This is a genomic window from Collinsella sp. AF37-9 (assembly GCF_003475115.1).
Classification (GTDB): Bacteria; Actinomycetota; Coriobacteriia; order Coriobacteriales; family Coriobacteriaceae; genus Collinsella.
In genome coordinates, this window is the sequence record NZ_QROQ01000033.1 from 1 (window position 1) to 21120 (window position 21120).

Genomic DNA, 21120 nt, shown 5'->3' on the forward strand with positions numbered 1-21120 from the left:
GTACGGATGAATGTGGGAGGTGTTCGGATAAAGTCGATAATCAAGGGTGCATTTAAAGTGAGAAAAGCCGTCAGAACACTTGCGCGGATGTGCGATGTCCCGTATCATAGACAGCCGTTGACGCCTCAGTTGCGTCACCACATGGCCGCCAGCGTAGCTCAGTTGGTAGAGCACCGCTCTCGTAAAGCGGGGGTCACCGGTTCGAGCCCGGTCGCTGGCTCCATTGCACAAGATAGCCGCCTTCGGGCGGCTTTTTTGTTGCCGATTCGGCCACTCGGTGGACTTCGGATTTAATGCTTAGAGGGCGGGGATTTACCAAAGTGAAATTTTAATGAAAAGAAACCCAGCTGCAACAATTGCCATGGTGAGGGCTCGAATTGGCCATATAGATTTAAAATAGCCACGATACCTTCTCTTTTGCTGGAACGATATATCTATACAAGGTTGTGAGCGGAAAACAAAAATACGTCGATTGCTATCCGACAAACGGGTCTGGAATTGCATTCACCGGCATTTCGGGGCAGATTGATACACATGTACGAAAGGGAACCTATGTGGTGCGTTGGGTTGGAGCTGCTGCAGGCCCGATATGGATTGCGGTCTTGCGCCCCGATGTCCAAATAGGTTTCTCTCTCTAGACGGGAAGTTGCTCATGAACGCCATATACGACGGGGATGACTGGGTCGATCATTATACTTGGCGCCTGGTCGGCTCGAACGACAATGGGGATGTGGTGTTTGATGGACTATGTCCAAAGCATCTCCATCCTTTTGTCTCGTCGTTAATTGAGAGTTCCGCTCGTGTTGCCCCCTACAGCTCGGCATCGCTTCATGATACGGACGTTTTGAAGACCATAAGGGAATCAATTGACGAGGGCACGATGAGCGGCCCGCTGTTTTCTCGGCTTGTGGGGCTAGATGAGATTGGCTCGAAACGACTGCTTGCGGGCGAAAAAGTGGAACTCACTTATCGGTCGATGATTTCAATCCTGCGGCTAGCCGATGTTCTTCGCAAATAAATGAGGCTTCCCTATTCAAAACAGAAAACCCCGCCAAACGTGATTTCCCTAGGGAAAACCCGTTTGGCGGGGTCCTAGCGTGATTTCCCTAGGGGAATCACGCCATCAGACGAACAGCTCAGCCGAGCAGCCCGTTACTCCTGCCAGTAGGCGTCGGCAAGCAGCTTAAAGCAAATCTTTTTGACCGGCTGTGCGCCATCGCCCGGAAACTCGAGCGTGGGCATGTGAGGCTCGCCGGCAACAAACAGCGCGAACTTGTCGTCGGCAAGATCGCCGGCGATCGAAGCGTCGGAATCGACCAGATCGTAGTCGTCCTTCTCGTCAAACTCCTGAACCAGCGTCAGGCTGCCCGTGGCAACCTTAAAGGCCTCGCGACCCTCGACGTCGATCTGCAGGTCGTGATAGCGCTGATGCGTCTCATAGTGAGCCTCGCCTTCGGGACGCGTCGTGGGAGCCATGACGTTCGCAAAGACCTTGTCGCCCAGAATCGGATGGCTGCCGACCTCGAGCTTCGCCGGATCGTTCTCCTCGAACCAGTCAATCAGCACATCGAGGCCCTTGAGCATTCCGCGGTATTCCTCGATATCGCCCAATGCACCGTAAATCATCTAAATCCCCTCTCGGATCGTTTATTTGGCAGCTACTCGGTAAATGCATTACCGACGCTGTTGCCACCCACATACGTCTCGACCAGGGTAAGGTCGGGATTGAACACGACAGCATCGGCGTCGCGCCCCGGCATAATGCTACCGCACTTGCCGTCAACTCTAACCACAAGCAAGCAACCGATGCCGGGGGCGGCGCACAAGCTCCTACAGCTCGGTCACGACAACGCCGTTGTAGACCTCGTCCCAACGGTCCATGACCAGATGGCCGGTCATGGGATCCATGGCATTGAGCTTGCCGCAGGTGTTGGCGGTACGCAGCACCGTCTCGTCGTCCGCGCCAGCAGCAATGGCATGCGCGAAGCCAGCGATAGTGGAGTCACCAGAGCCCGTGGCGTTAACGGCAGGGATATCGGGCGTCTTTGCGCGGAACGCACGGCCATTGTGGAAGCCAACGGAGCCGGCAGCGCCCATGGACACGACGACCCAGGGGATATCGGAGAAGCGGGCATCAGAGGCGAGCGCGGCGCGGAGCTCGTCCACATCGTCGGTGGTAAAGCTCGTACCCAAAAGGCCGTTGATCTCGGTCAGGTTAGGCTTGACCAGCTCGGGCTTAATTTCGGACTTAAGGGCGGCCTCGAGCGAAGCACCCGAGGTATCGAGCAGCACCTTGGCGCCGGCGTTCTCGGCAATGCCCGTGATCTTGGCATAGTAGTCTGCCTCGACACCGCGGGGCAACGAACCCGAGATGGTGACGACGTCGGCCTTGCTCGCAAGCTCGGCGAACTTTGCGGTAAAGGCATCGAGCTCCTCGGGGGCAATCGTCGGGCCGCTCTCGAGCAGCTCGGTCTGGTTGCCGGCGTGGAGGATGTTGAGGCAAATGCGAGTCTCGCCCTTGATGGGCACAAAATCATTCTTAATGCCGTTAGCGTCCATGAGCTCGGCCATATAGGCGCCCATATGGCCACCAAGCAGGCCGGTTGCCACAACATCGTCGCCCAACTGACCAAGGACGCGGGCTACGTTAAGGCCCTTGCCGCCGGCGGTCTTTTCGGGCGTCACACGGTTGACGTCGTCGATGACGAGCTCATCGAGCTGATAGCGCGTATCGACAGACGGGTTCATCGTAACGGTGAGGATCATTTTTAGCTCCTTATCTCGCAGGCTCCTTGTGCCTCGCGATACGAGTCGACAAAACGGAATTACAGAATCTCAATCGTGAACGAGCGAACGACGGTCTCCTTGGGCTTGGCGATAAGGCAGCCGCGCTTGTGCTCAAGCACGTCGTCCTCATCGGAGCAGGTCGAAAGGCCGCCCCAGGGTTCAACTGCCACAAAATCGCCCTCGGGCTTGCTCCACACAATGAGATATGGGAAGCCCTCAAAGCTCAGGCGAACACCCTTGTCCTCGCCCTTTTTGGAAAGCGTGACCTGACGGCTCTCGAGCACGTCAAAGATGGTCTCCGCAAAATCGAAGAGCTCATGTGACAGAGGCAGCGTCTTTCCCACCATGGGGTTCTTGGAGCGGTTGGTCACGTCAATCAAGCCAGTCGAGGGGACGGCAGCGCAAAGCTCAGCAGCCTCGTCTTTCTCAAAACGCAACTCGTAGTCCGTATAGGCCTCGCCCTCATCGAGCGGGCACCTAAAGCCGGGGTGTCCACCGATAAAGAAAGGCATGTCCTCGGTGCCCTCGTTGGTAACCTCATAGGAGACGCGCACGGCGGCGTCCTCGAGCGTATAGCGGGCGACAAGCTTAAACGGATACGGATAATCGCTCAGCAGCGCGGCGTTATCCTCCGAAGCCAGGCACATCGCCAGCTCGTTCTCGCTCTGGCTCAGCAGCTTCCACTCCTGTTTGCGCGCAAACCCATGGCGGGCGAGCTTCACATGATGTCCGGCAAACGTCATGGCGCTGTTATCGCGCAAACCTCCGCAAATCGGGAAGCAAATCGGTGCCTGGCCGGACCACACGGCGGGATCGCCCTGCCACAAGTACTCGCGACCTCCAGCCTCAATCGAGGTAAACGAACCACCGGCCGTGGAGACCTTGATAGAAATCGAATCGTTGGAGAGAGCGTATTCCATTGTCCATCCTTTCGAACAACTGCTTTTTGCTCGCAAGAACCCGTCTCGGCCCTGACCAAAGGACAAACCCGCACGTTCATCGATGCGTCCGGTTTCCCAGCCATGCAACGGGGTACCATACAGACATTGATGCAATTACAGCTGAAAGGCCTTCTTATGCGAACCATCATCCTTTATGCCTCACACCACCACGGCAATACGAAAAAGCTCGTGGACGCCATCGTCGAGGCGCACCCCGAGATCGATACCCTCGACGTGAAGTCACTCGGTAAAAACGAGTACCCCGACCTGCACGAATACCATCTGATCGGTGTCGCCACGGGCATCTATTACTCCGAGATCGACAAGGACATGGCACGCGTGCTCACGAACGTGCTGCAGCCGCAGGACAAGGTGTTTGGCCTTATGACCTACGGTGGCAAAAACAAGTGGTACGGCAAGGATATCGATGGCATCTGCCGCATGAGGCAGGCCATCTTTATGGGCGTCTACGGCTGTCCCGGCTTTGATACGTGGGGGCCGTTCAAACTCACCGGCGGCGTCCAGAAGGGACACCCGACCGCTGAGGAAATTAAGGGCGCCGTCGACTTCTTCGACAAGATCGAAGACGAGTATGGCGACATCATCGTCGAAGAGTACGCCAAGCGCGAGAAGCGTCTAGCATACGAAAAGGAGCATCCCGCGGGGGGTCTTGTGGCCGGCGTCAAGCGCACGGCAAAGAAGATCGTTAACAAGCTGTAACTGTTAAGGTGCTTTTGAGCGTTTAACCCATACGGCGGGTCCGAGCAGATTCGGGCCCGCCGTCTTTTTCTATCGTTAATCGGTAAAGGCGTTGCCGACGCTCTGGCCGCCAACATACGTCTCGACGAGGGTGAGCTCATGGTCGAACACGACAAAGTCGGCGTCGCGACCCGGCATGATGCTGCCGCACTTATCCTCGATGTGCGCAGAGCGAGCCGGCACCTCGGTTGCCATGCGAATGGCGATATCAGCGCTGGCGATGCCCCAATCGACAATGTTCTTGACGCCCTGGGCAAGCGTGAGCACCGAGCCGGCAATGCTTTTGCCGTCGGCGAGCCAGCACAGGTTGTCCTTCATGATGACGTCCATGCCACCACTGGTGTAGCTGCCCTCGGGCATGCCGCCGCAGCCCAGGCAGTCGGTGATGAGCACCGTGTGCTGCCAGCCCTTTGCCTGCAGCAGTGCCTTGATGGCGGCAGGGTTTACGTGCTTGCCGTCACAGATGATCTCGGCGTAGGTCTCGGGCGTGGACATGGCAGCACCCACGACACCGGGCTCACGGTGATGCAGACCGCGCTGGCCGTTATAGGTATGCGTAAAGCAGCTGGCACCGGCATTGATAGCGGCGATGCACTCATCGTAGGTGGCGTCGGAGTGACCGATGCTGGTCACCACGCCCTTGGCGTTCAGAGCAGCCGCATAAGCAGCGGCACCGTCGCGCTCGGCGGCCATGGCGCTCTTAACGATGCGACCGCCCGCAGCCTCCTGCCACTGGTCGAAAACCTCCTCGGAGGGGTCAATCAGGTAAGCGGGGTTCTGCGCGCCCACGTGCTTCATGGTAAAGAAGGGGCCCTCCAGGTAGATGCCCTGAATGCGGGCACCGCAGAAGTCGGGGCCGCGGCCCTCGTCCGCCTTGGCGATAGCAGCGCAGGCGTCCTTGATCTGTTCGACGCCATCGGTGAACGTCGTGGGCAGCCAGCTGGTGGTACCGCGACGGGCGAGCTCGGTTGAGCTGATATCGATGCCCTCGGGATCGTTATCGGTAGTTGAGTGGTTGTAGAAGCCATGGATGTGAGTATCGACCATACCCGGTGCGATCCACGATCCCGTGTAGTCCTTAATCTCGCAAGAGGGCTCGTCGGCCTGCCAGGCGCCAAAAACGCCATCCTCGACCATAAGATAGCCGCCCAGTTGCGGGCCTGCCGGCAAGAAGAACTTGTCAGCCTTAATTGCGTACGTGCTCATATGCACTCCTCGCTTCTAAAGCAGTTGACTGTGGTAATGCTTATACCCAGCTCACGTAAAACAAAAAGCGCCCGCCCGCCGTTATGAGCGGACGGGCGCCCTTACAGGGGGACGCGATTAAGCGGTGAAGGGGTGAATCGTCACGCCCTTAACCACGCGGTTGACCGTGCCGGTGGGGCTCGGCGTATCGGGCGTGTTGCCCACGCGGACGGAGTTGAGCAGGCTGATAGCCTGGGCAAACATCACGAACGGCAGAGCAAGGTAACCCTCGGGAAGTGCCTCGTAGCCCTTAAAGGTGAAGGACTCACCCTCATAGACGGTGGCACCTTCCTGCTGAACGGCGATGGTGTGCTGAGCGATCTCGTCGCCACCGATCTCGTTTAGGATGTCGATGTCGTACTGACGGGTGTAGGCGTCGTTGTTGACGAACACGAAGACGAGCGTCTTATCGTCGACGAAGGACTTAGGTCCGTGACGATAGCCCATGGAGGTGTCGTAGGAAGTAGCGACCAGACCGTGAGCGAGCTCGAGGATCTTGAGCTGGCTCTCCTGAGCAAGGCCACCGAAGGAGCCAGAACCCAAGTAGGTCACGCGGTTGAAATCGCCAGCCAGGTAATCGGCGATCTCGGGCTCACGGGAGATGACCTCCTCGCCCATCTTGGCAATCGTCTCGACCCACTCGGCCTTCTGCTCGTCAGAGGCAGTGTCGAAAATAAGGGTGGAGAGCAGGGTCATGCAGGAATAAGAACCGGTCATGGCGAAGCCCTTGTCGTTGGCGCGCGGAATGAGCAGCGTCAGCGCATTGGGATCATCGGCAGACTCGACGGCAAGCTTGCCCTCGGGAGCGCAGGTGATGTTGAGGAACTTGACGTTGTGGACGAGCTCCTTGGCAACGGCAACGGCGGCAAGGCTCTCGGGGCTGTTGCCAGAGCGGGCAAAGGAAACCACGAGCGTGGGATCCTCGGCGCGCAGGAAGTCGCGCGGGGCGCTCACGATGTCGGTCGTGGCGATGGGCTTAAAGTCGTAGAGATCAGTGTTGCCAGCGTGACGCAGGTACGGGGCGCAGGTATCGCCAACGTAGTCGGACGTACCGGCACCGGTGAAGACAACGGACAGACGACCCTCGCCCATAGCGCGAGCCTCGGCCAGGAAGGCCTCGATGGCCTCCTTGTTCTCGCGATAGATGTTGAGCGTATCACGCCAAAGCTCGGGCTGCTGAGCAATCTCGGCCGTGGTGATCTGGGCGCCGAGCTCGGTGAGCTCCTCGACACTCTTCTCGAACATTTCTAATACCTCTCTCTAGAAGTAATCCTCTGACGTGCAATTATACACTTCGGTTGGTTATCTGGTAGTAACCAGTTAAATGCAAAGAATCACCATATGGAAACGATGCGAGCACTAGTTACTGCGCTGGTGGTAAACCTTGTATTTAAACTGATCGGCACGAGCAACCGAGAGTGTGTACTCCACTACCTCGTTTGACTCGTTATACGTAGTCCTGACCAAATCGAGCACAGGCGAGCCCTCGACAATTCCCAAAAGGTGGGCATCGGTGGGACGGGCTATGCTCGCATAGAACTCCTCTTCGGCCACGCGAATCTTTTGCTGAAAGTCCTGCTCAATCACATCGTAAAGCGGCTTACGCTCCAGCAGCGGTCGCTTTAGGGACAGAAATTGACGAACCGGTAGATAGCTGCGTTCGACCATCATGGGCATGTTGTCGGCAGAGCGAAGACGCTTGAGCTTAAAAATGCGATCACCGATGCGCAATCCCATATGCTCGGCCAGATTCCTATCGGCCTCCATCTCGCAAAACTCGAGAATCGTGGTCTCGGGTTCTCGACCCATCGCGCGCATCTGCTCGGTAAAGCTGTAGGACTGCATAAGATTGGTTGCTTTTGCCGAACGGTCGGTCACAAAGGTACCGCGACCGTGCTGCCGAACCACCAGTCCTAAACGCTCCAGTTCCTGCAGAGCCAGGCGTACCGTAGTGCGCGAGAGACCATAGCGCTCCGAAAGTTCGCGCTCGGAAGGAATCATGTCACCGGCGCGATATTCATGGTCAATCTTTTCGGTCAGAATATCGACCAGCTGATCGTACAGCGGTTGCTTACGCGCTCCGATCGCCATCCTATCCTCCCTTTTGCTCGAATTCGGCTAACTACCTAGGGTGTTATGCATTATCTGTCTGCCACACCCGAATCATTAAGAAAACAAAAGCCGCGCGCTCTTTCGAGCACGCGGCTTTTAACATACACATGGCTTAAGGGGTCGGGGTGTGAGCCGCGTAGGGACACACCCCTCAAGCTAGAGCCTTACCAGATGCTCGGCCAGAGACCAAGCGGGCCAGCGCCCAGGATGCCAAGGACGAAGAGCAGGAGAATGCCCTTGGTCGGGGTCCAGCTGTGCTTAGCGAACATGTAGTAAAGCAGCAGCGTAAGCATAAGCGGGACGAGCTTCGGGACGATGGTGTTGAGGGTGTCGGCAACAGAGAAGTTGACCGGATCCTCGGTAACGGTGCCGTAGGTCACGGACTCCATGCCGTTACCCAGATCGGTGACGCCGCACTCGACAGCGTTGCCGTCGGCATCGGAAGCGGTAAGGGCGTTGCCGTCCTTATCGGTCATGGCGATGGTACCGGCCTCAGCGGTCTCGGTATCGATGCCCTCCATACCGGTGAAGTTCTCGGCCTCCTTCTCGGAGACGATCACGGTAGTAGCGGAGAGACCACGGGTGGTGCCGTTGGGGATCTGGAGGTTGATCTGGGTGCCACCCATGGTGACGACCAGGCAACCGACGACGAAGACGCCCATGATGGAAGCGGCACGCGTGAAGGCCTGCATGTTGGCGGTCAGAGCGTCAATAGCGCTGGTGCCAAGCTTGTAGGACCAGTTCATGAGCCAGAAGCGCAGAGCGAACTGGACGACGTTGAAGATCACCAGGAAGATGATCGGTGCAGCGGCGTTGCCGTTGATGGCCATGTTGGAGGTGATGCCGGCCGTGATAGGCACGAGCGTCAGCCAGAACAGGGCGTCACCGATACCACCGAGCGGGCCCATTGCGGCGACGCGGACGGCGCGGATCGTGGGGATGTCAACCTTGTTCTGCTCGAGCGAAAGCACGATGCCCATAACAAAGGTGACAAGGAACGGGTGGGTGTTGAAGAACTCCAGGTTGTGGCTCATGGAAGCCGCGAGGTCGTTCTTGTTGGTGTGGATCTTCTCCAGACCGGGGATGATGGAGTAAAGCCAGCCAGCGGCCTGCATGCGCTCGTAGTTGAACGATGCCTGCAGGAAGCAGGAGCGCCAAGCCATCTTGTTGAGGGTCTTCTGGTCGAGCTGCGGAGCAGGAGTGAGATCCTCGTAGTGCTCCGGGATCACATACTCATTAGATGCCATCTTCGAAGTCACCTCCGTCAGAAACAGCTGCACCCTTCAGCTCGGTCTGCTGCTGGAAGTCCCAGAAAGCGATGCCGAAGCCGATGAGAGCGAGGATGAGCAGAGCAGGGGTTGCCAGCGAATCGTTGGCAACGGTGATGAGCGCGAGGCCAAAGCCCATGAGGAAGAAGCCCCACATATCGCGGTTCATCATAACCTTGAGCAGGACGGCGAAGCCGACGAAGCGCATCATGCCGCCTGCAGCGGAGAGACCGGTCTGCAGCCAAGTCGGGATGGCAGAAGCGATGGTCTGACCGATGGTAGCGCCAGCGATGAAGAACAGGGTGACGACGACAGCGAAGATCAGGCCGAGCAGAGCCATGGCGAAGTAGTTCAGACGCTCGATACCCTTGGTGTCAGCGTTGTGGGCCATGTTGTCCGCGGAGGACATGAGCGGCGACATAAGCGTGAAGACCAGGGTAACGCCGAGCTGACCAAGCAGAGCGAACGGAATGGCAAGGCCGACTGCCGCGTTGGGCTCGAGGCCCGTAGCGATAGCGAGAATGGCTGCCATGATGCCGCCGATGACGGCGTTAGGCGGCTGAGCGCCTCCGATCGGCATGTTGCCGATCGTCATGAGCTGATAGGTACCACCCACGAGAAGACCGGTGTTGAGGTCGCCAAGGATAAGACCGATGACGGCGCCGGTGACGATGGGCTGATAGAGAGACTCGAGGAAGTTGAACTGGTCGATTGCCGCGACGAACGTGACGATGAAGACCAGAGCGACCTGGATGATCGAGTATTCCATCTTGCTCCTCCTTTCAAAATGTATGTACGCACTTTGGATATCACGTACAGAACGTCAGGGTTTCAATCCTGACAACGTGGATCACGAGGATTACGAGAAGAGCTTGCTCGTGTCCTCAACAGGCGTGCTCGGAACGCGCCTGATCTCCAACTCCACCCCCAATTCCTGCAGCTCTTTAAACGCAGCGACATCCTCGTCGTTAACTGCGACGGAGGTGGCGACTTGGCGCTTTCCTTCCGACATGTGCATGTTGCCGATGTTTACCTTCTTTATAGGCACACCGCCCTTGACGAGCGTAAGCACGTCTTCCGGTGTTTCGGCCACGATGAAGATCTTCTGGCGCGGGCTCGCCTTGCCAATGACGTCGATGGTCTTCTGCAGGGAGAAGAAACGCGTAGCGACGCCGGCGGGAGCGGCCATCTTCATGAGGTTCTGGCGCATGGTGTTGGTCGACACATCGTCGTTGGCGACGAGGATAAGGTTGGAGCCCAGGGTGGAGTTCCACTGGGTAGCGACCTGACCATGGACCAGTCGGTTATCGATGCGGGTAAGAAGAATGTTGGGTTCTGCCATGTTGATCAGCTTCCTTTCGTTATTTGCTGACGACAGTTACTTGATCTCCTGAATCGCGTAACGCGAAACATCTACGACGGCACCGGATCGGACTTTGATCTGGACCTTTTCGCCTTCGATGCCCTTGACGGTTCCGTAGATACCGCCGGCGAAAAGAACCTCCTGACCCGGCTTGAGCTCGGTGTGCAGCTCCTTGAAGTACTTCTGCTTCTTCTTCATGTTGATCTGAGACCAAATGGTGTAAATCACACCCATGATGACGAGAAGACCTAAAAGAGCGACCGAGGAGCTCAGGACGCTGGCTCCGAAATCGGCCATTAGATGCCGTCCTCGTCGCCGAAGATATCCTCATCCTCGGCACCAGCGACGGAGGCGACCGTCTGGGCGGTGATGCCCGTCTGGCCAACGGTCACGGCCTGCTCGCCAAGCTCGGCGAGCGTGGCGTTGCCGCGGAGGAACAGAAGCTCAATAACCATGGGAAGGTTAGTTCCAGTCAGAATCTCGACGTTGTCGACATCCTGGGCAATCATCATTGCCTGGTTGAACGGGGTACCGCCAAGCAGGTCGGTAAAGACGAGCACGCCATCGCACTCCTCGCGCATGGCGGTAATAGCGGCGCGGAGATCCTCACCGTAGGAAGCAGCCTGGTCGCCCTCAAAAGGAACGACGGTAAAAGCGGGTTGATCGCCAGCGACCATAGCGATAGCGCTTGCGATGCCGGGTGCGAACTGTCCATGACCGGTAAGAATAAAGCCAACCATTCAAATTTCCCTTCCGAAGGTGTGTACGATCTGAGTCCGATGATGTTCGGAAGCCAGCGGGCGAGTGCCCTTAAAGCTTCTTGGAAAGCGTTCTTTGAAGACCTGTGGTCTCTCAACTGGTAGTAACCACGTGATGTGTTGTTGTCACTATATCATCACAGAAGAGGTCGCTTTCGCTGATTCACGCAGTAAAACGTTTTTGCACCGCTCACGGCAATAAATCGACCGTTTACCGCTCGTTAACACTTCTACCTGCGGTTTTGAAACCGTTTCGAAATACTTTGACGAAAGATCGGAACCTTTTCTATGTCTAAACAACGCAGGGTGGCCAAAAAAGGCATGTAGAAAAAATGCAGGTCATTGTGAAGATTTGTGAATTGGTCTTTTTGACTTAATACCAGTTAGAACCAGTTTAGAAATTATCGGTGAACGGTAGTTTTCGACCGCTCAGCGGTTATTTCCAATCGTTTGCAGCTCCTTTTCCATATGAATTAGGGAGACCCGATGAAGCACTTGCGCGGTTGCGGGAAATTTCGATACTCGTCCATCCCCCACGTGCCAAACTCTCACTCCCTAAATATGCCATAAGCTCTCGCTATTCGTCTTACAAACATAACTTACTCTAATCTGTAATTGTTTATCGTTTATCATTAAGTATGTTATAAGATTTAAATATCATCCTAGACATTGGTTGGAGGAGCTATGATCCGCTGGAACGTATCCAAATCGAATGAATCCATCAACCGCGAACAGGCAATAGCCGATCTGAGGAAGCTCGCTCACATCTGCAAATGGGCCACAATCTGCACCGCCGTAGCGCTCGCTCTGGGACTTCTCGCAGTCATTGCAATCGAGCTTCTACTCATATTGCCTAGCCTCTCCCAAGGGTTCTGCCTCCAATCCGTAGAGCTTAATGCCGGCGAAGGGCCATCTCTCGCTCTCGTCGGCGCCAATGAACAGACCCCTCTTATACTTGTCGCGCACGACGGTCATACTGCCATAGGGAGCGCCATGATGACATGCCTTGCGCTTGCCATTGTGCTAAGCGCATACAGGTTTTTCTCCGCCATTGAAAAGGCGGGCAGGCCCTTTGACCTCGAATGCATCCGCATACTACGTCAAGTAGGACATTTGTTCCTTATTGGCGGCGTTGCTGTGAAGCTTCTTGGTGCCATAGTCACGGGGCTGATACTCTCAGGATTTGGCGGCAACTTTACGGATGCGCTTGGCGGCCAGCACCTCGACCTCTCTATGGTCTTTGCAGGCCTGATTATTAGCCTGATTGCCAGCGTCTTCCAGTACGGGTGTATCCTGCAAATACAAGATGACGAGTTGCTCTAGGGGGAATCCATGATTATTCTGCGGCTCGACCGCATGCTCGCCGAACGCAAGATCTCATCCAAAGAGCTTGCGGAACGCGTGGGCATCTCCCAGGTCAATATGTCGCGCATCAAGACGGGCAAGGTTTCTGCCGTGCGCTTTTCAACTCTTGACGCGATATGCCGGGCACTCGACTGCCAACCGGGCGATGTACTGGAATATATGCCTGACGATGAAGCCGATAACCTCTTTGGACTTAAAGATTAATTGAGATTATTTAACTACCGGTACCTCCGACGTAATGAGCCCGCTAGAACGGATATCGTTCTAGCGGGCTTATTCAGATAGTTCGGCTACGCGATCGGTAAGCTCAGGCAGATCTTACGCAAACAGGCCGTAAATGCTGATGTTGGCCTTGGCGTACAGGCTGTTGGCGTACTCGGTCCACTTGGAGCTGGCGCTCGAAGCCTGCGAAGAATACTGCTGGTAAGCGGTGTAATAGGCGGTCATTGCCTGCTTATAGGTCGCGCTATCGGCCGTAAAGGCATCGTCGGCGAATGCCTTGGCGTAGGTGCCATCGGCGTCCTTCCAGGTGCCCTTCTCGCTATCCCACTCATCGCCGGCAAGGTTGATGATGTAGTCGGCGTAGTCCTTGCTCGCGGTCTCCTCGTTGCCGTCAGCAGGCTCGGTCGGGGCGGTCGGTATGCTTGCGGAGCTATCGCCCACCTTCTTCTTGTAGAGCTTCTGCAGCGTCGCGGACTGACGGACGATCTGCTTGGCCTGGTCCTTGGACACGCCGTACTGCGTGGCCATGGTCTTGTAGTCGGAGGTGCCGATGGAATCCTCGGCGTACTGCTTCATTTCCTTGGAAGAAACGGTAACGCCCTCGTCCTCGGCAGCGTCCAGCAGAATCTGGTTGCGCACGTAGGACAGGATGACGTCAGCAGAAGGAGCGGTGTAGTTGCCATCGCTATCCTTGACGGTGTCGAGGCTGTACTGGCTCTCGATGGCCTCACGCGCGGTGATGTCGCTCTTCTTGCCGTTGTAGCTATAGCTTGCCACGGTCGAATCGAGCTGGTCCTCGGTCAGGGTCGCCGAGCCGACGCCCTTGCCGCCAAAACCACCGTTGCCGATAAAGAAGCCGACCACGGCAGCGATCACGACGGCGACCACAAAGATGGCAATCATCGTCTTCTTGTGCTTGCAAGCGTGGTCGTCCACGTCGGAGTCGTCGTCCTCGTCCTGCTCCTCGGGCATGAGGTTCTCGTCAGCGGCATCTGCGGCAATCTGAGCCTCCAGTCGGGCGTCCTCCTCCTCGGCCGTCGTGCCGGCGGCAATGTGCTCGGCAGACGTACCGGCGACCAGATCGATCTTCTCGTCCTCGTCACCGTCGGGGCCTTCGCCGCGCTCGATGATCTGGATGCCGTCGATCTCGTCCTTCTCGTCCTTCTTTTGAATCAGACCCATATCAATTACTCCTTGTTAGGAAACATAGTCCCCAATAGAATACGCCCGACGAGGCGCCGGGCGTATTGATTCTTAGGTTATACGCAAACACTTAAGTACTATTTAGGCGTTTGCAGCGTGCATACCTTAGGCCAGGTGCGCGATAACGGCATCGGCAAAGGCCTGCGTGCCCACAGCGCCCTCAACGGAGCCGGTCTGGGCACGACGCACGTCACCGGTAACCTGCTCGCCCTCGTCGAGCGTGGCGGAGACGGCGGCACGAATGCGATTGGCAGCATCGTTCTCGCCCAGGTGATCGAGCATCATCGCAGCAGAGAGGATCTCGGCCGTGGGGTTGGCGATATCCTGACCGGCGATATCGGGCGCGGAGCCGTGCGTTGCCTCAAAGATGGCGCAATCGGCACCGATGTTGGAACCCGGAGCCATACCCAGGCCACCAACCAGGCCGGCGCACAGGTCGCTCACGATGTCGCCGTACAGGTTGGGCAGCACCAAGACATCGAAGTCGTTGGGGTTCTGGACCAGGCCCATGCAGGTGGCGTCGACGATCTTGTCGTTGAACTCGATATCGGGATAGTTGGAGGCCACCTCGCGCGCTACGCGCAGGAACAAGCCGTCGGTCGCCTTCATGATGTTGGCCTTATGCACGGCCGTCACTTTTTTGCGGCCGCAGCGGCGGGCATACTCAAAGGCATACTCCACAATGCGGCGGCTCTTGGCGATGGAGATCGGCTTGATCGAGATCGCGGAATCGGCGGCGAAGGTCTTTTGGCCCGAACGCTCGACAAGCTGCGAGAGCTCCTCGACCTCGGCAGCGCCCTCATCGAACTCGATGCCGGCGTAGAGGTCCTCGGTGTTCTCGCGCACGATGACCAGGTCGACGTCGCGGAAGCGCGAGCCGTCGCCCGGCTGCGACAGGCAGGGGCGCACGCAGGCGTACAGGTCGAAGTGCTTGCGCAGGGCGACGTTAACGCTGCGGAAGCCCGTGCCGACCGGCGTGGTGATGGGGCCCTTGATGGCAACCTTGGTCTCGGCGACCGCATCGAGCACATGTTGGGGCAGCGGCGTGCCAAACTCGTCCATGACGCCGGCACCGGCCTCCTGGACGTTCCAGTTGATCTGGACACCGGTGGCCTCGACCACGCGGCGCATGGCCTGCGTAATCTCGGGACCGATGCCGTCACCGGGAATCAGGACTACATCGTGCGCCATAATCTGTTACTCCTCGTCTTCGGCGTCGTCAGATTTTTTAACGCTAGCACGCTTCTTCTTTTTGGAGAGATCCAGGCCAAAACGTTTAACAAGCATTTCGCAAATCTCGCTCGAACGCGCCTTGAGATAGCTGCCCTTGCCGTTCTCGGCATCGAACTTAAGGCGCAGCGCAAGCTTCTCGGCAACCTCGGCGTCGATCTCGCCCTGGCAAAACTCGTACAGGCAACCGAGCATATCGCGATACTCAAGGTCGCCGTGGTAGCACTGGATGGCCTCGTCCAGGATGGGCCAAGCCTCGCGCGAACGCTCGACACTCGTGGCGCCCCACACGCACAGCAGGCGGAAGGCGGCATAGCGCAGCGTGGAGGAGATCTCGTCGAACAGTGCGGTCTCGGCGCCCTCAAAGGCATCGCCCAGCTGCTCGGGGCAGGTGGTGGCGAGCGCCGTCAGGGCATCGAGGGCCTCCCAGCGGGTCTGCGCCTCGGGGCGGTCGAGCGCCTCGATCAGCGCGGGTACGCAGGGCTCGACGCGCTGCGGATCGCGCTCGGCAAGCAGGTGCAGCACGCGGGCGGCAAACTGGCGGATGCGGCGCGTGGGGCAGCCGAGCTCCTGGACCAGTCGATCGACGGCGTTCTCGTTCTCCTCTGCCAGCTGGAGCTGTGCCAGCTCCTCGTCGGTGAGCTGTTCGTCTTTGTTTTCTGCCATAGTTACCTCTTCTTTTTATTTCTTGGCGTGCTTGCCAGCACCCTTGCTGTCATCGGTGACCGAGATGAGCTGTCGGTCGGCCGCGCCATTGCGACGTGCACGGCGGCGTTCCTCGGCATCGCCCGCGTCGGCGGCGGCTCGATGAGCCTTGTTGACGTTAAAGACCTCGTCGTGCTTGCGCCACGGACCGACGGACTCGCCAAAGCTCATCTTAAGGCCGGCGATAAAGCCACCGAGCCAGCCGATCGGCGCAAACTGCACCAGCGGGAACAGCGAGAACACCCAGGTCAGCAGGACGACTGCCGCCGCACCCGCAAAGTTGGCGATCCAGTAGTCGCGCTTGGTGATGACGCGCTTTTCGCACGCCCACTGGCCGCACAAAAAGCCGATGTAGATCGCAAAGAGAAAGAGCACCAGCGCAAGCACCACGAACGTCCAGCTCATGGGCGCTACTCCCCGTGATGGTGGCCGCAGCAGCACTCGTGGCCGTCGTCATGGCCGTGGCCGCCGCAGCACTCGTGGTCCTCGCCGTGGTGATGGCCACAACCGCACTCATGGTCGTCGCCGTGCTCGCCGCAACCGCAACCGTCCTCGTGGGCACCGTGCTCCTCGGGGCGATACTGCGACCAGTCCAGACCGGCGGCGATGGCGTCGGCCTCCTCCTTGTAGAGGACCGTGATGGCCTGGGTGCCCAGCTTGGCGCCACCGATGGCGTCGAGCATGTCGTAGAGCGTAAAGGCGACGTCGGCGCCGGGCAGCGCGAGCTCGCGGTCATCGGCGTAAGCGAGCGCCAGACGCAGGTCCTTAATGAAGTGCTCGACCATAAAGCCGGGCTTGTAGTCGCCGTCGAGCGCCTTGGGGGCCAGGCTCTCCATGGCGCCGGACTTGCCGGTGCCGCCCAGGATCATCTGGCGGGTCTTCTCCAGGTCAAGGCCGCTCAGCTCGGCAAATGCCATGGCGTCGGCCATGCCGACCATGCAGGCGCCCAGCGACACCTGGTTGGCGAGCTTGGCAGCCTGGCCCTTGCCGGCACCGTCGAAGCAGCAGATGTTGGCCGCAAAGGTGGCAAGGATGTCGCGGACCGGCGCGATGTCGTTCTCGGTAGCGCCCACGATAGCCGTGAGCGTACCGGCGATAGCGCCCGACTCGCCGCCGGTGACGGGGCAGTCAAACGCCATGCGGCCGGAAACCTGGGCGGCCTCGGCAATGTCGCGCGCCAGCTCGGGCGAGCTTGTGGTGAGGTCGATCAGGACCGCGCCGGGCTTAGTGCACGCGAGCAGGCCGTCGCCCGCCAGGTAGAGCTCCTCGACCTCGGAGGGATAACCCACCATGGTAAAGACGACGTCGGCGTTCGCCACGGCATCTGCCGGCGTATCGGCCCAAACGGCACCGCGCTCGATAAGCGCGACGGCCTTGGACTTGGTACGGTTGTTGACCGTGACGGGATAGCCGGCATCCAGGATGTGGCCGGCGATGGGGGCACCCATGATTCCGGTGCCGATGAATGCGACAGAGAGCTTGTTTGCCATGAAGCCTTTCCTTTTGGGTTGGGTGTTATTACCAGGTTGAATACTCGGTGCCAGCGTTTGGGCTGTGAGTTGGGATCGATTACGGCCGCGTTACTTGCCTACTGACCGCGCACGCGGCGGGCGATGCGGTCGGAAAGCGACGCCTTGTCGGCGCGGTTCTTACCCCAAAACGCGCAGGCCACCATGCCGGGGCCCACGTGCGAGCCGATGGTAGGACCGACGGAGCTGCGAATGATCGTGACGTCGGCGCAACCCTCCTCCTTGCGGATGGCGGCTTCGAGCCAGTCGCCGTCCTTTTCGGCATCGGCCGTCATAATGGCGATGGGCATGGTGCGATCGGGCACATAGTTCTCGCGGAACGACTTGAGGATGGACTTGAGCGCCTTCTTGCGACCGCGGTTGACGCCGATCAGCGACAGTGAGCCGGCCAGGTCGTAGGAGAGCTCGGGCTTGACGTCGAGCTTTGCCGTGAGCTGTGCCGCCGCGGGCGGAATGCGGCCGCCGGCAGCCAGCGCATCGAAGCTCTCGAGCGTAAAGTAACCGTGCACGTAGGTCTTGGCCTCGTTTGCCCAATCGACCAGCTGCTTAGCAGTCAGTCCCGCCGAGCGCTGGCGCACGGCCTCGAGCGCCAGGAGCTCGCCGGTCGCGCAGGGCAGAGCGTTGTCGACCACGTACAGCTCAAAGTTGGGATACTCGGCGCGCACGGCGTCCGCCGCCTGGCACGCGGAGTTGTAGCTCGACGACAGCGCCGAGGTAAAGCACAGGTAGACCGTGGGCGTACCCTCTTTGGCGCACTCGGTAAAGAACTCGATATAGCGACCGAGCGACACAGCCGAGGTGGACACGCGGGCACCGGCGCGCATGCGGTCGTAGAACTCCTTGGGTGTGATGCTCGACCAGATGTCATCCGTGCGCTCCTCGCCATCGATAATGAAGGGGAAACCCAAGATATCGACATCGAGGTTCGCGGCGACCTCGGGGCTAAAGTCGCAGCAGGTATCGACGACGATGCGGCAACGGTCCGAATGACCGGCGGATGCGGCCTTGTCCATCAAAGCGACTCCTTACGTAAAAAGGCGGCCACCCGCATGGGATGGCCGCCAACCGTTAACTCATGCAAGTTAACGTATTTTACTCGTCAAGTGTTTCGATGCGGGGCTTGATGATGCCATATCCACCATTCTTACGGTGATACACCACATTGATGAGACCGGTCGTCGCGTTCTCGAACACGTAGAAGTCGTGGCCCAGCAGATCGGTCTGCACCAGCGCCTGCTCCTCAGTCATCGGGGTGACGTCGATAACCTTCTCGCGGACGAGCAGGTCGTCCTCCTCCTCGGGCAGCAGCAGGTCGGCCAGATCCTCGACGCGCTCGACCGGCGCGACATCCGCGGCGCTGGCACCGCCCTGGCGGTTGTCCACGACCTTGGTCTTGAACTTACGCAGCTGGCGGGTGACCTTATCGGCGGAGAGGTCGATGGCGGCGTACATATCTGCACCGTGCTCGGCAACGCGAATCACCGAACCGCGGGCACGAACCGTAACCTCGACGATTGCCGGGTTGGGGTTCGAGGGGTTCTTCTCATAGCGAAGTACAACGTCGACCGTCATGGGCTCGATATCGAAAACCTTGAGCGCCTCGCCGATCTTCTCATCCACATGCGCACGCAGAGCATCGGTTACCGTCGTCTTGCGTCCAGAAACCTTGATATCCATACGTGGCTCCAATCTGCCTCGGGGACTTACTGTACTGGCTATGTACCCATTGCCGTGCATTTAATCACGCGGATTCCCAAAGACCCGAATAACGATTGCTTGATACCGCATACCGAAGTCTCGCACTTTTCTGTGGCAAAGTGCGCTATAGGAGGGAGCCGGCGACTTTGTATTTGGTCCCGAAAATTGGCTTTGACCTGCTGGTTTTATAGAGATGAAAAAGCCGGGCTCCCCTATTGGGGAAGCCCGGCAGTGCGTGTTGAAACCGTGAAGGGGCATCTCTCCTAGCGCATAGGAGACACCACCCCTAGCAATAACTAGCTATTAAGCTTGTTAATGTCGTCGTCGGTGATGGTGCCTTCCTGGCTGGACGATTTGTCCTCGGAGGATGCGGTCTCATTGTTGGAATCGGAGGACTCGCTGCCGGAAGACGTGGTCTCACTGGACTCAGAGTCGCCCGGCTGCACGTTAGCGCCCGAAACCGTCTTAGTGGTGAGGTCGTAGGGCATCGTGCCGTACCAGACGCAGTGGACCGCCTCGAGCGTGCCGTCGGCCGTAATACCGTCGAGGGCATCGCTCACGGCACGACACAGTTCGTCATTGGACGAAAGGCCTGCAACACCAAGCGTCGAGGGCGCCTCGAGCGCACCGACATAGGAGATCTCGCTCATCAGGCGTGCAAGGTAGCCGCCGGCCGTGGAGTCGCAGATCACATAGTCGACCTCGCCGGACTCGAGCGCCTCAAAGCACTCGTTGATGTTGGAGTAAGTCTTTTGGTTGGCGGTGATGCTCTGCTTAGCAAGCGCCTCCTGCGAGGCCGAGGACATCTGGATACCCAGAGTAGACGTGTTAAGGGTATCGGTGGAAACGCTCAGCGACCCACCATCGCTGGTTTTACCGAACACGGAAGCGGCATCGTACAGGCAGGTGCCGAGCGAGCTAACGTCCCCATCCGTGGAGTTGATCTCGCCGATAAAGATATCAGCCTTTTTGTCACCGAGCGCGGAACCTGCCGAGGACGCATCGACAAAGGCGACCTTAAGGCCCATGCGGCTTGCGAGGGCGCGGGCAGCGTCGACTGCATACCCCGTGAGCTCGCCGTCAGCGCCCTGCATGGCCTGCGGCGCATCGGAGGTATCGAGGGCAACCGTCAGGGTACCGGGGGTGACCAGGGCATCATCCGACACCGCGGGCGTGACGGTCTCGTACTCGATCTGGTCGATCGTGGGAGTCGTGAACGTAGACAGCGGGTTGAACGCGCATCCGCTCAGGCCCAAAACGGCGATGACCGCTGCGGTCCCAGCACCTAACCGAGCCGCGTGCATCAAGCTGCCCCTCACCATGTCCACTACCCTGCCTTCTGTGTCGTATACGATCCGTGTGTTGCGCGGAATATCAGATTGTTCCCACCAGCTGACCTGGTATTTGACCCCACACTTGCGCACCGGGGTGTTTGCTCGGGAGGCCGCAGCCACCTTCACGACTGGCCCGCTCGCCCGCGAGGCGGTATTGCCCCAAAGAAAGTAGAACGGACGGTGCGGCTTACATCTAGGACGCGCCATGATCGCGCCGCGCGCACGCGGTCGCTTACGTGGATCCCTTTGACCGCGTCTGTCTTGGACTAGGACGGGCATTTCGTCCGTCCGCAACCACAGCCTGGTAGGAACGTAGCGCATTATAGCTAAGTTCAAGCTATAGTTTAAGGTTAGGGGCGTCATTCGCATCGCGAGTACAGATTTCGCAGGTCGGAGTGGGCTATTCGTGCCCCTGTGAAGCCCGGAGCTCCCCCTATGGGGAGCTCCGGGGCACCCTTCCTAGGGTGCTGTGGCCAAAAAATGGCAAATATGAGTACTGTCACCAATTTAGCAACAGGCAATTTTGGCCTCTCGGACAGATTTTGCGCCCCGTGTCGGTAGCGCGCAGAGATGTGGTGTAAGAGGCGGGGCATGCCCCGCC

The 21120-nt window shown here is 58.5% G+C and carries 24 protein-coding genes and 1 tRNA gene; 5 read left to right on the forward strand and 20 right to left on the reverse strand.

Annotation, left to right across the window (positions count from 1 at the left end; translation table 11 throughout):
• Positions 1–147 precede the first annotated feature (147 nt).
• Both DW024_RS08805 and DW024_RS08810 read left to right on the forward strand, forming a co-directional pair.
• A tRNA-Thr gene (locus DW024_RS08805) sits at positions 148–223 on the forward strand.
• 429 nt (positions 224–652) lie between these two features.
• Complete coding sequence (locus tag DW024_RS08810) at positions 653–1018, forward strand: hypothetical protein (RefSeq protein ID WP_117766459.1); 366 nt, start codon at positions 653–655, stop codon at positions 1016–1018.
• A 134-nt stretch (positions 1019–1152) separates the two neighbouring features.
• Here the strand turns inward: DW024_RS08810 and DW024_RS08815 are convergent, their stop codons facing one another.
• The 4 genes from DW024_RS08815 to DW024_RS08830 are packed head-to-tail and all read right to left on the reverse strand — an operon-like array spanning position 1153 to position 3707.
• Positions 1153–1626: a YhcH/YjgK/YiaL family protein gene (locus DW024_RS08815; RefSeq protein WP_118377508.1), complete on the reverse strand. Its 474-nt coding sequence runs from the start codon at positions 1624–1626 to the stop codon at positions 1153–1155.
• A 32-nt stretch (positions 1627–1658) separates the two neighbouring features.
• Positions 1659–1793: a hypothetical protein gene (locus DW024_RS10385; protein WP_255413760.1), complete on the reverse strand. Its 135-nt coding sequence runs from the start codon at positions 1791–1793 to the stop codon at positions 1659–1661.
• Between the two features lie 37 nt (positions 1794–1830).
• Entirely contained in the window at positions 1831–2766 is a 936-nt protein-coding gene (locus DW024_RS08825; RefSeq protein WP_117564754.1) for a hexose kinase, read from the reverse strand.
• A 59-nt stretch (positions 2767–2825) separates the two neighbouring features.
• On the reverse strand, positions 2826–3707 hold the full coding sequence (locus tag DW024_RS08830) for an aldose 1-epimerase family protein (protein ID WP_118377509.1): 882 nt from the start codon (positions 3705–3707) through the stop codon (positions 2826–2828).
• 156 nt (positions 3708–3863) lie between these two features.
• Between DW024_RS08830 and DW024_RS08835 the strand changes: the two genes are divergently transcribed.
• The gene (locus DW024_RS08835) at positions 3864–4448 is read left to right on the forward strand and encodes a flavodoxin domain-containing protein (protein ID WP_225093927.1); all 585 of its coding nucleotides are present in this window, start codon (positions 3864–3866) and stop codon (positions 4446–4448) included.
• A 75-nt stretch (positions 4449–4523) separates the two neighbouring features.
• On the opposite strand, the gene nagA is transcribed toward DW024_RS08835, so the two are convergent.
• The 8 genes from nagA to DW024_RS08875 form a co-directional block, all read right to left on the reverse strand.
• Complete coding sequence (nagA, locus tag DW024_RS08840; RefSeq protein ID WP_117847910.1) at positions 4524–5693, reverse strand: N-acetylglucosamine-6-phosphate deacetylase; 1170 nt, start codon at positions 5691–5693, stop codon at positions 4524–4526.
• Between the two features lie 117 nt (positions 5694–5810).
• Complete coding sequence (locus tag DW024_RS08845) at positions 5811–6977, reverse strand: SIS domain-containing protein (protein WP_035137674.1); 1167 nt, start codon at positions 6975–6977, stop codon at positions 5811–5813.
• Positions 6978–7091: 114 nt separating this feature from the next.
• A complete protein-coding gene (locus DW024_RS08850) occupies positions 7092–7823 on the reverse strand; it encodes a GntR family transcriptional regulator (protein ID WP_118377510.1) in 732 nt (243 codons plus the stop codon).
• 185 nt (positions 7824–8008) lie between these two features.
• A complete protein-coding gene (locus DW024_RS08855) occupies positions 8009–9091 on the reverse strand; it encodes a PTS system mannose/fructose/sorbose family transporter subunit IID (RefSeq protein ID WP_055251210.1) in 1083 nt (360 codons plus the stop codon).
• Positions 9081–9881 carry a PTS sugar transporter subunit IIC gene (locus DW024_RS08860; protein ID WP_089572403.1) on the reverse strand — a complete coding sequence of 267 codons (801 nt, stop codon included), beginning with the start codon at positions 9879–9881 and terminating at the stop codon, positions 9081–9083. Before DW024_RS08860 ends, DW024_RS08855 begins: the two co-directional genes overlap by 11 nt.
• 90 nt (positions 9882–9971) lie before the next feature.
• Positions 9972–10454 (reverse strand): PTS N-acetylgalactosamine transporter subunit IIB, encoded by a 483-nt coding sequence (gene agaV, locus DW024_RS08865; RefSeq protein WP_089572404.1) that lies wholly within the window; start codon positions 10452–10454, stop codon positions 9972–9974.
• Between the two features lie 36 nt (positions 10455–10490).
• Positions 10491–10772 (reverse strand): preprotein translocase subunit YajC, encoded by a 282-nt coding sequence (gene yajC / locus DW024_RS08870; RefSeq protein ID WP_117806790.1) that lies wholly within the window; start codon positions 10770–10772, stop codon positions 10491–10493.
• Complete coding sequence (locus DW024_RS08875) at positions 10772–11215, reverse strand: PTS fructose transporter subunit IIA (protein WP_117757656.1); 444 nt, start codon at positions 11213–11215, stop codon at positions 10772–10774. Before DW024_RS08875 ends, yajC begins: the two co-directional genes overlap by 1 nt.
• Positions 11216–11917: 702 nt before the next feature.
• Between DW024_RS08875 and DW024_RS08880 the strand changes: the two genes are divergently transcribed.
• On the forward strand, positions 11918–12556 hold the full coding sequence (locus DW024_RS08880) for a DUF2975 domain-containing protein (protein ID WP_118377511.1): 639 nt from the start codon (positions 11918–11920) through the stop codon (positions 12554–12556).
• Between the two features lie 9 nt (positions 12557–12565).
• Positions 12566–12802 (forward strand): helix-turn-helix transcriptional regulator, encoded by a 237-nt coding sequence (locus DW024_RS08885; RefSeq protein ID WP_117564746.1) that lies wholly within the window; start codon positions 12566–12568, stop codon positions 12800–12802.
• 114 nt (positions 12803–12916) lie between these two features.
• On the opposite strand, the gene DW024_RS08890 is transcribed toward DW024_RS08885, so the two are convergent.
• The 8 genes from DW024_RS08890 to DW024_RS08925 form a co-directional block, all read right to left on the reverse strand.
• Positions 12917–14002 carry a hypothetical protein gene (locus DW024_RS08890; protein ID WP_118377512.1) on the reverse strand — a complete coding sequence of 362 codons (1086 nt, stop codon included), beginning with the start codon at positions 14000–14002 and terminating at the stop codon, positions 12917–12919.
• 126 nt (positions 14003–14128) lie between these two features.
• On the reverse strand, positions 14129–15214 hold the full coding sequence (locus DW024_RS08895; protein ID WP_118328261.1) for an isocitrate/isopropylmalate dehydrogenase family protein: 1086 nt from the start codon (positions 15212–15214) through the stop codon (positions 14129–14131).
• A 6-nt stretch (positions 15215–15220) separates the two neighbouring features.
• Entirely contained in the window at positions 15221–15919 is a 699-nt protein-coding gene (locus DW024_RS08900; RefSeq protein ID WP_117772900.1) for a HEAT repeat domain-containing protein, read from the reverse strand.
• 15 nt (positions 15920–15934) lie between these two features.
• Positions 15935–16363, reverse strand: coding sequence for a hypothetical protein (locus DW024_RS08905; protein WP_055310425.1), 429 nt, complete (start codon positions 16361–16363; stop codon positions 15935–15937).
• A gap of 5 nt (positions 16364–16368) precedes the next feature.
• Positions 16369–17448, reverse strand: a complete 1080-nt coding sequence (locus tag DW024_RS08910) for an NAD(P)-dependent oxidoreductase (RefSeq protein ID WP_118377513.1) — start codon at positions 17446–17448, stop codon at positions 16369–16371.
• Between the two features lie 98 nt (positions 17449–17546).
• On the reverse strand, positions 17547–18500 hold the full coding sequence (locus DW024_RS08915) for a DegV family protein (RefSeq protein ID WP_089572413.1): 954 nt from the start codon (positions 18498–18500) through the stop codon (positions 17547–17549).
• Between the two features lie 79 nt (positions 18501–18579).
• Positions 18580–19164 (reverse strand): ribosome hibernation-promoting factor, HPF/YfiA family, encoded by a 585-nt coding sequence (gene hpf / locus DW024_RS08920; protein ID WP_035137685.1) that lies wholly within the window; start codon positions 19162–19164, stop codon positions 18580–18582.
• A gap of 317 nt (positions 19165–19481) precedes the next feature.
• On the reverse strand, positions 19482–20489 hold the full coding sequence (locus tag DW024_RS08925) for an ABC transporter substrate-binding protein (RefSeq protein WP_055251224.1): 1008 nt from the start codon (positions 20487–20489) through the stop codon (positions 19482–19484).
• Between the last annotated feature and the right edge of the window lie 631 nt (positions 20490–21120).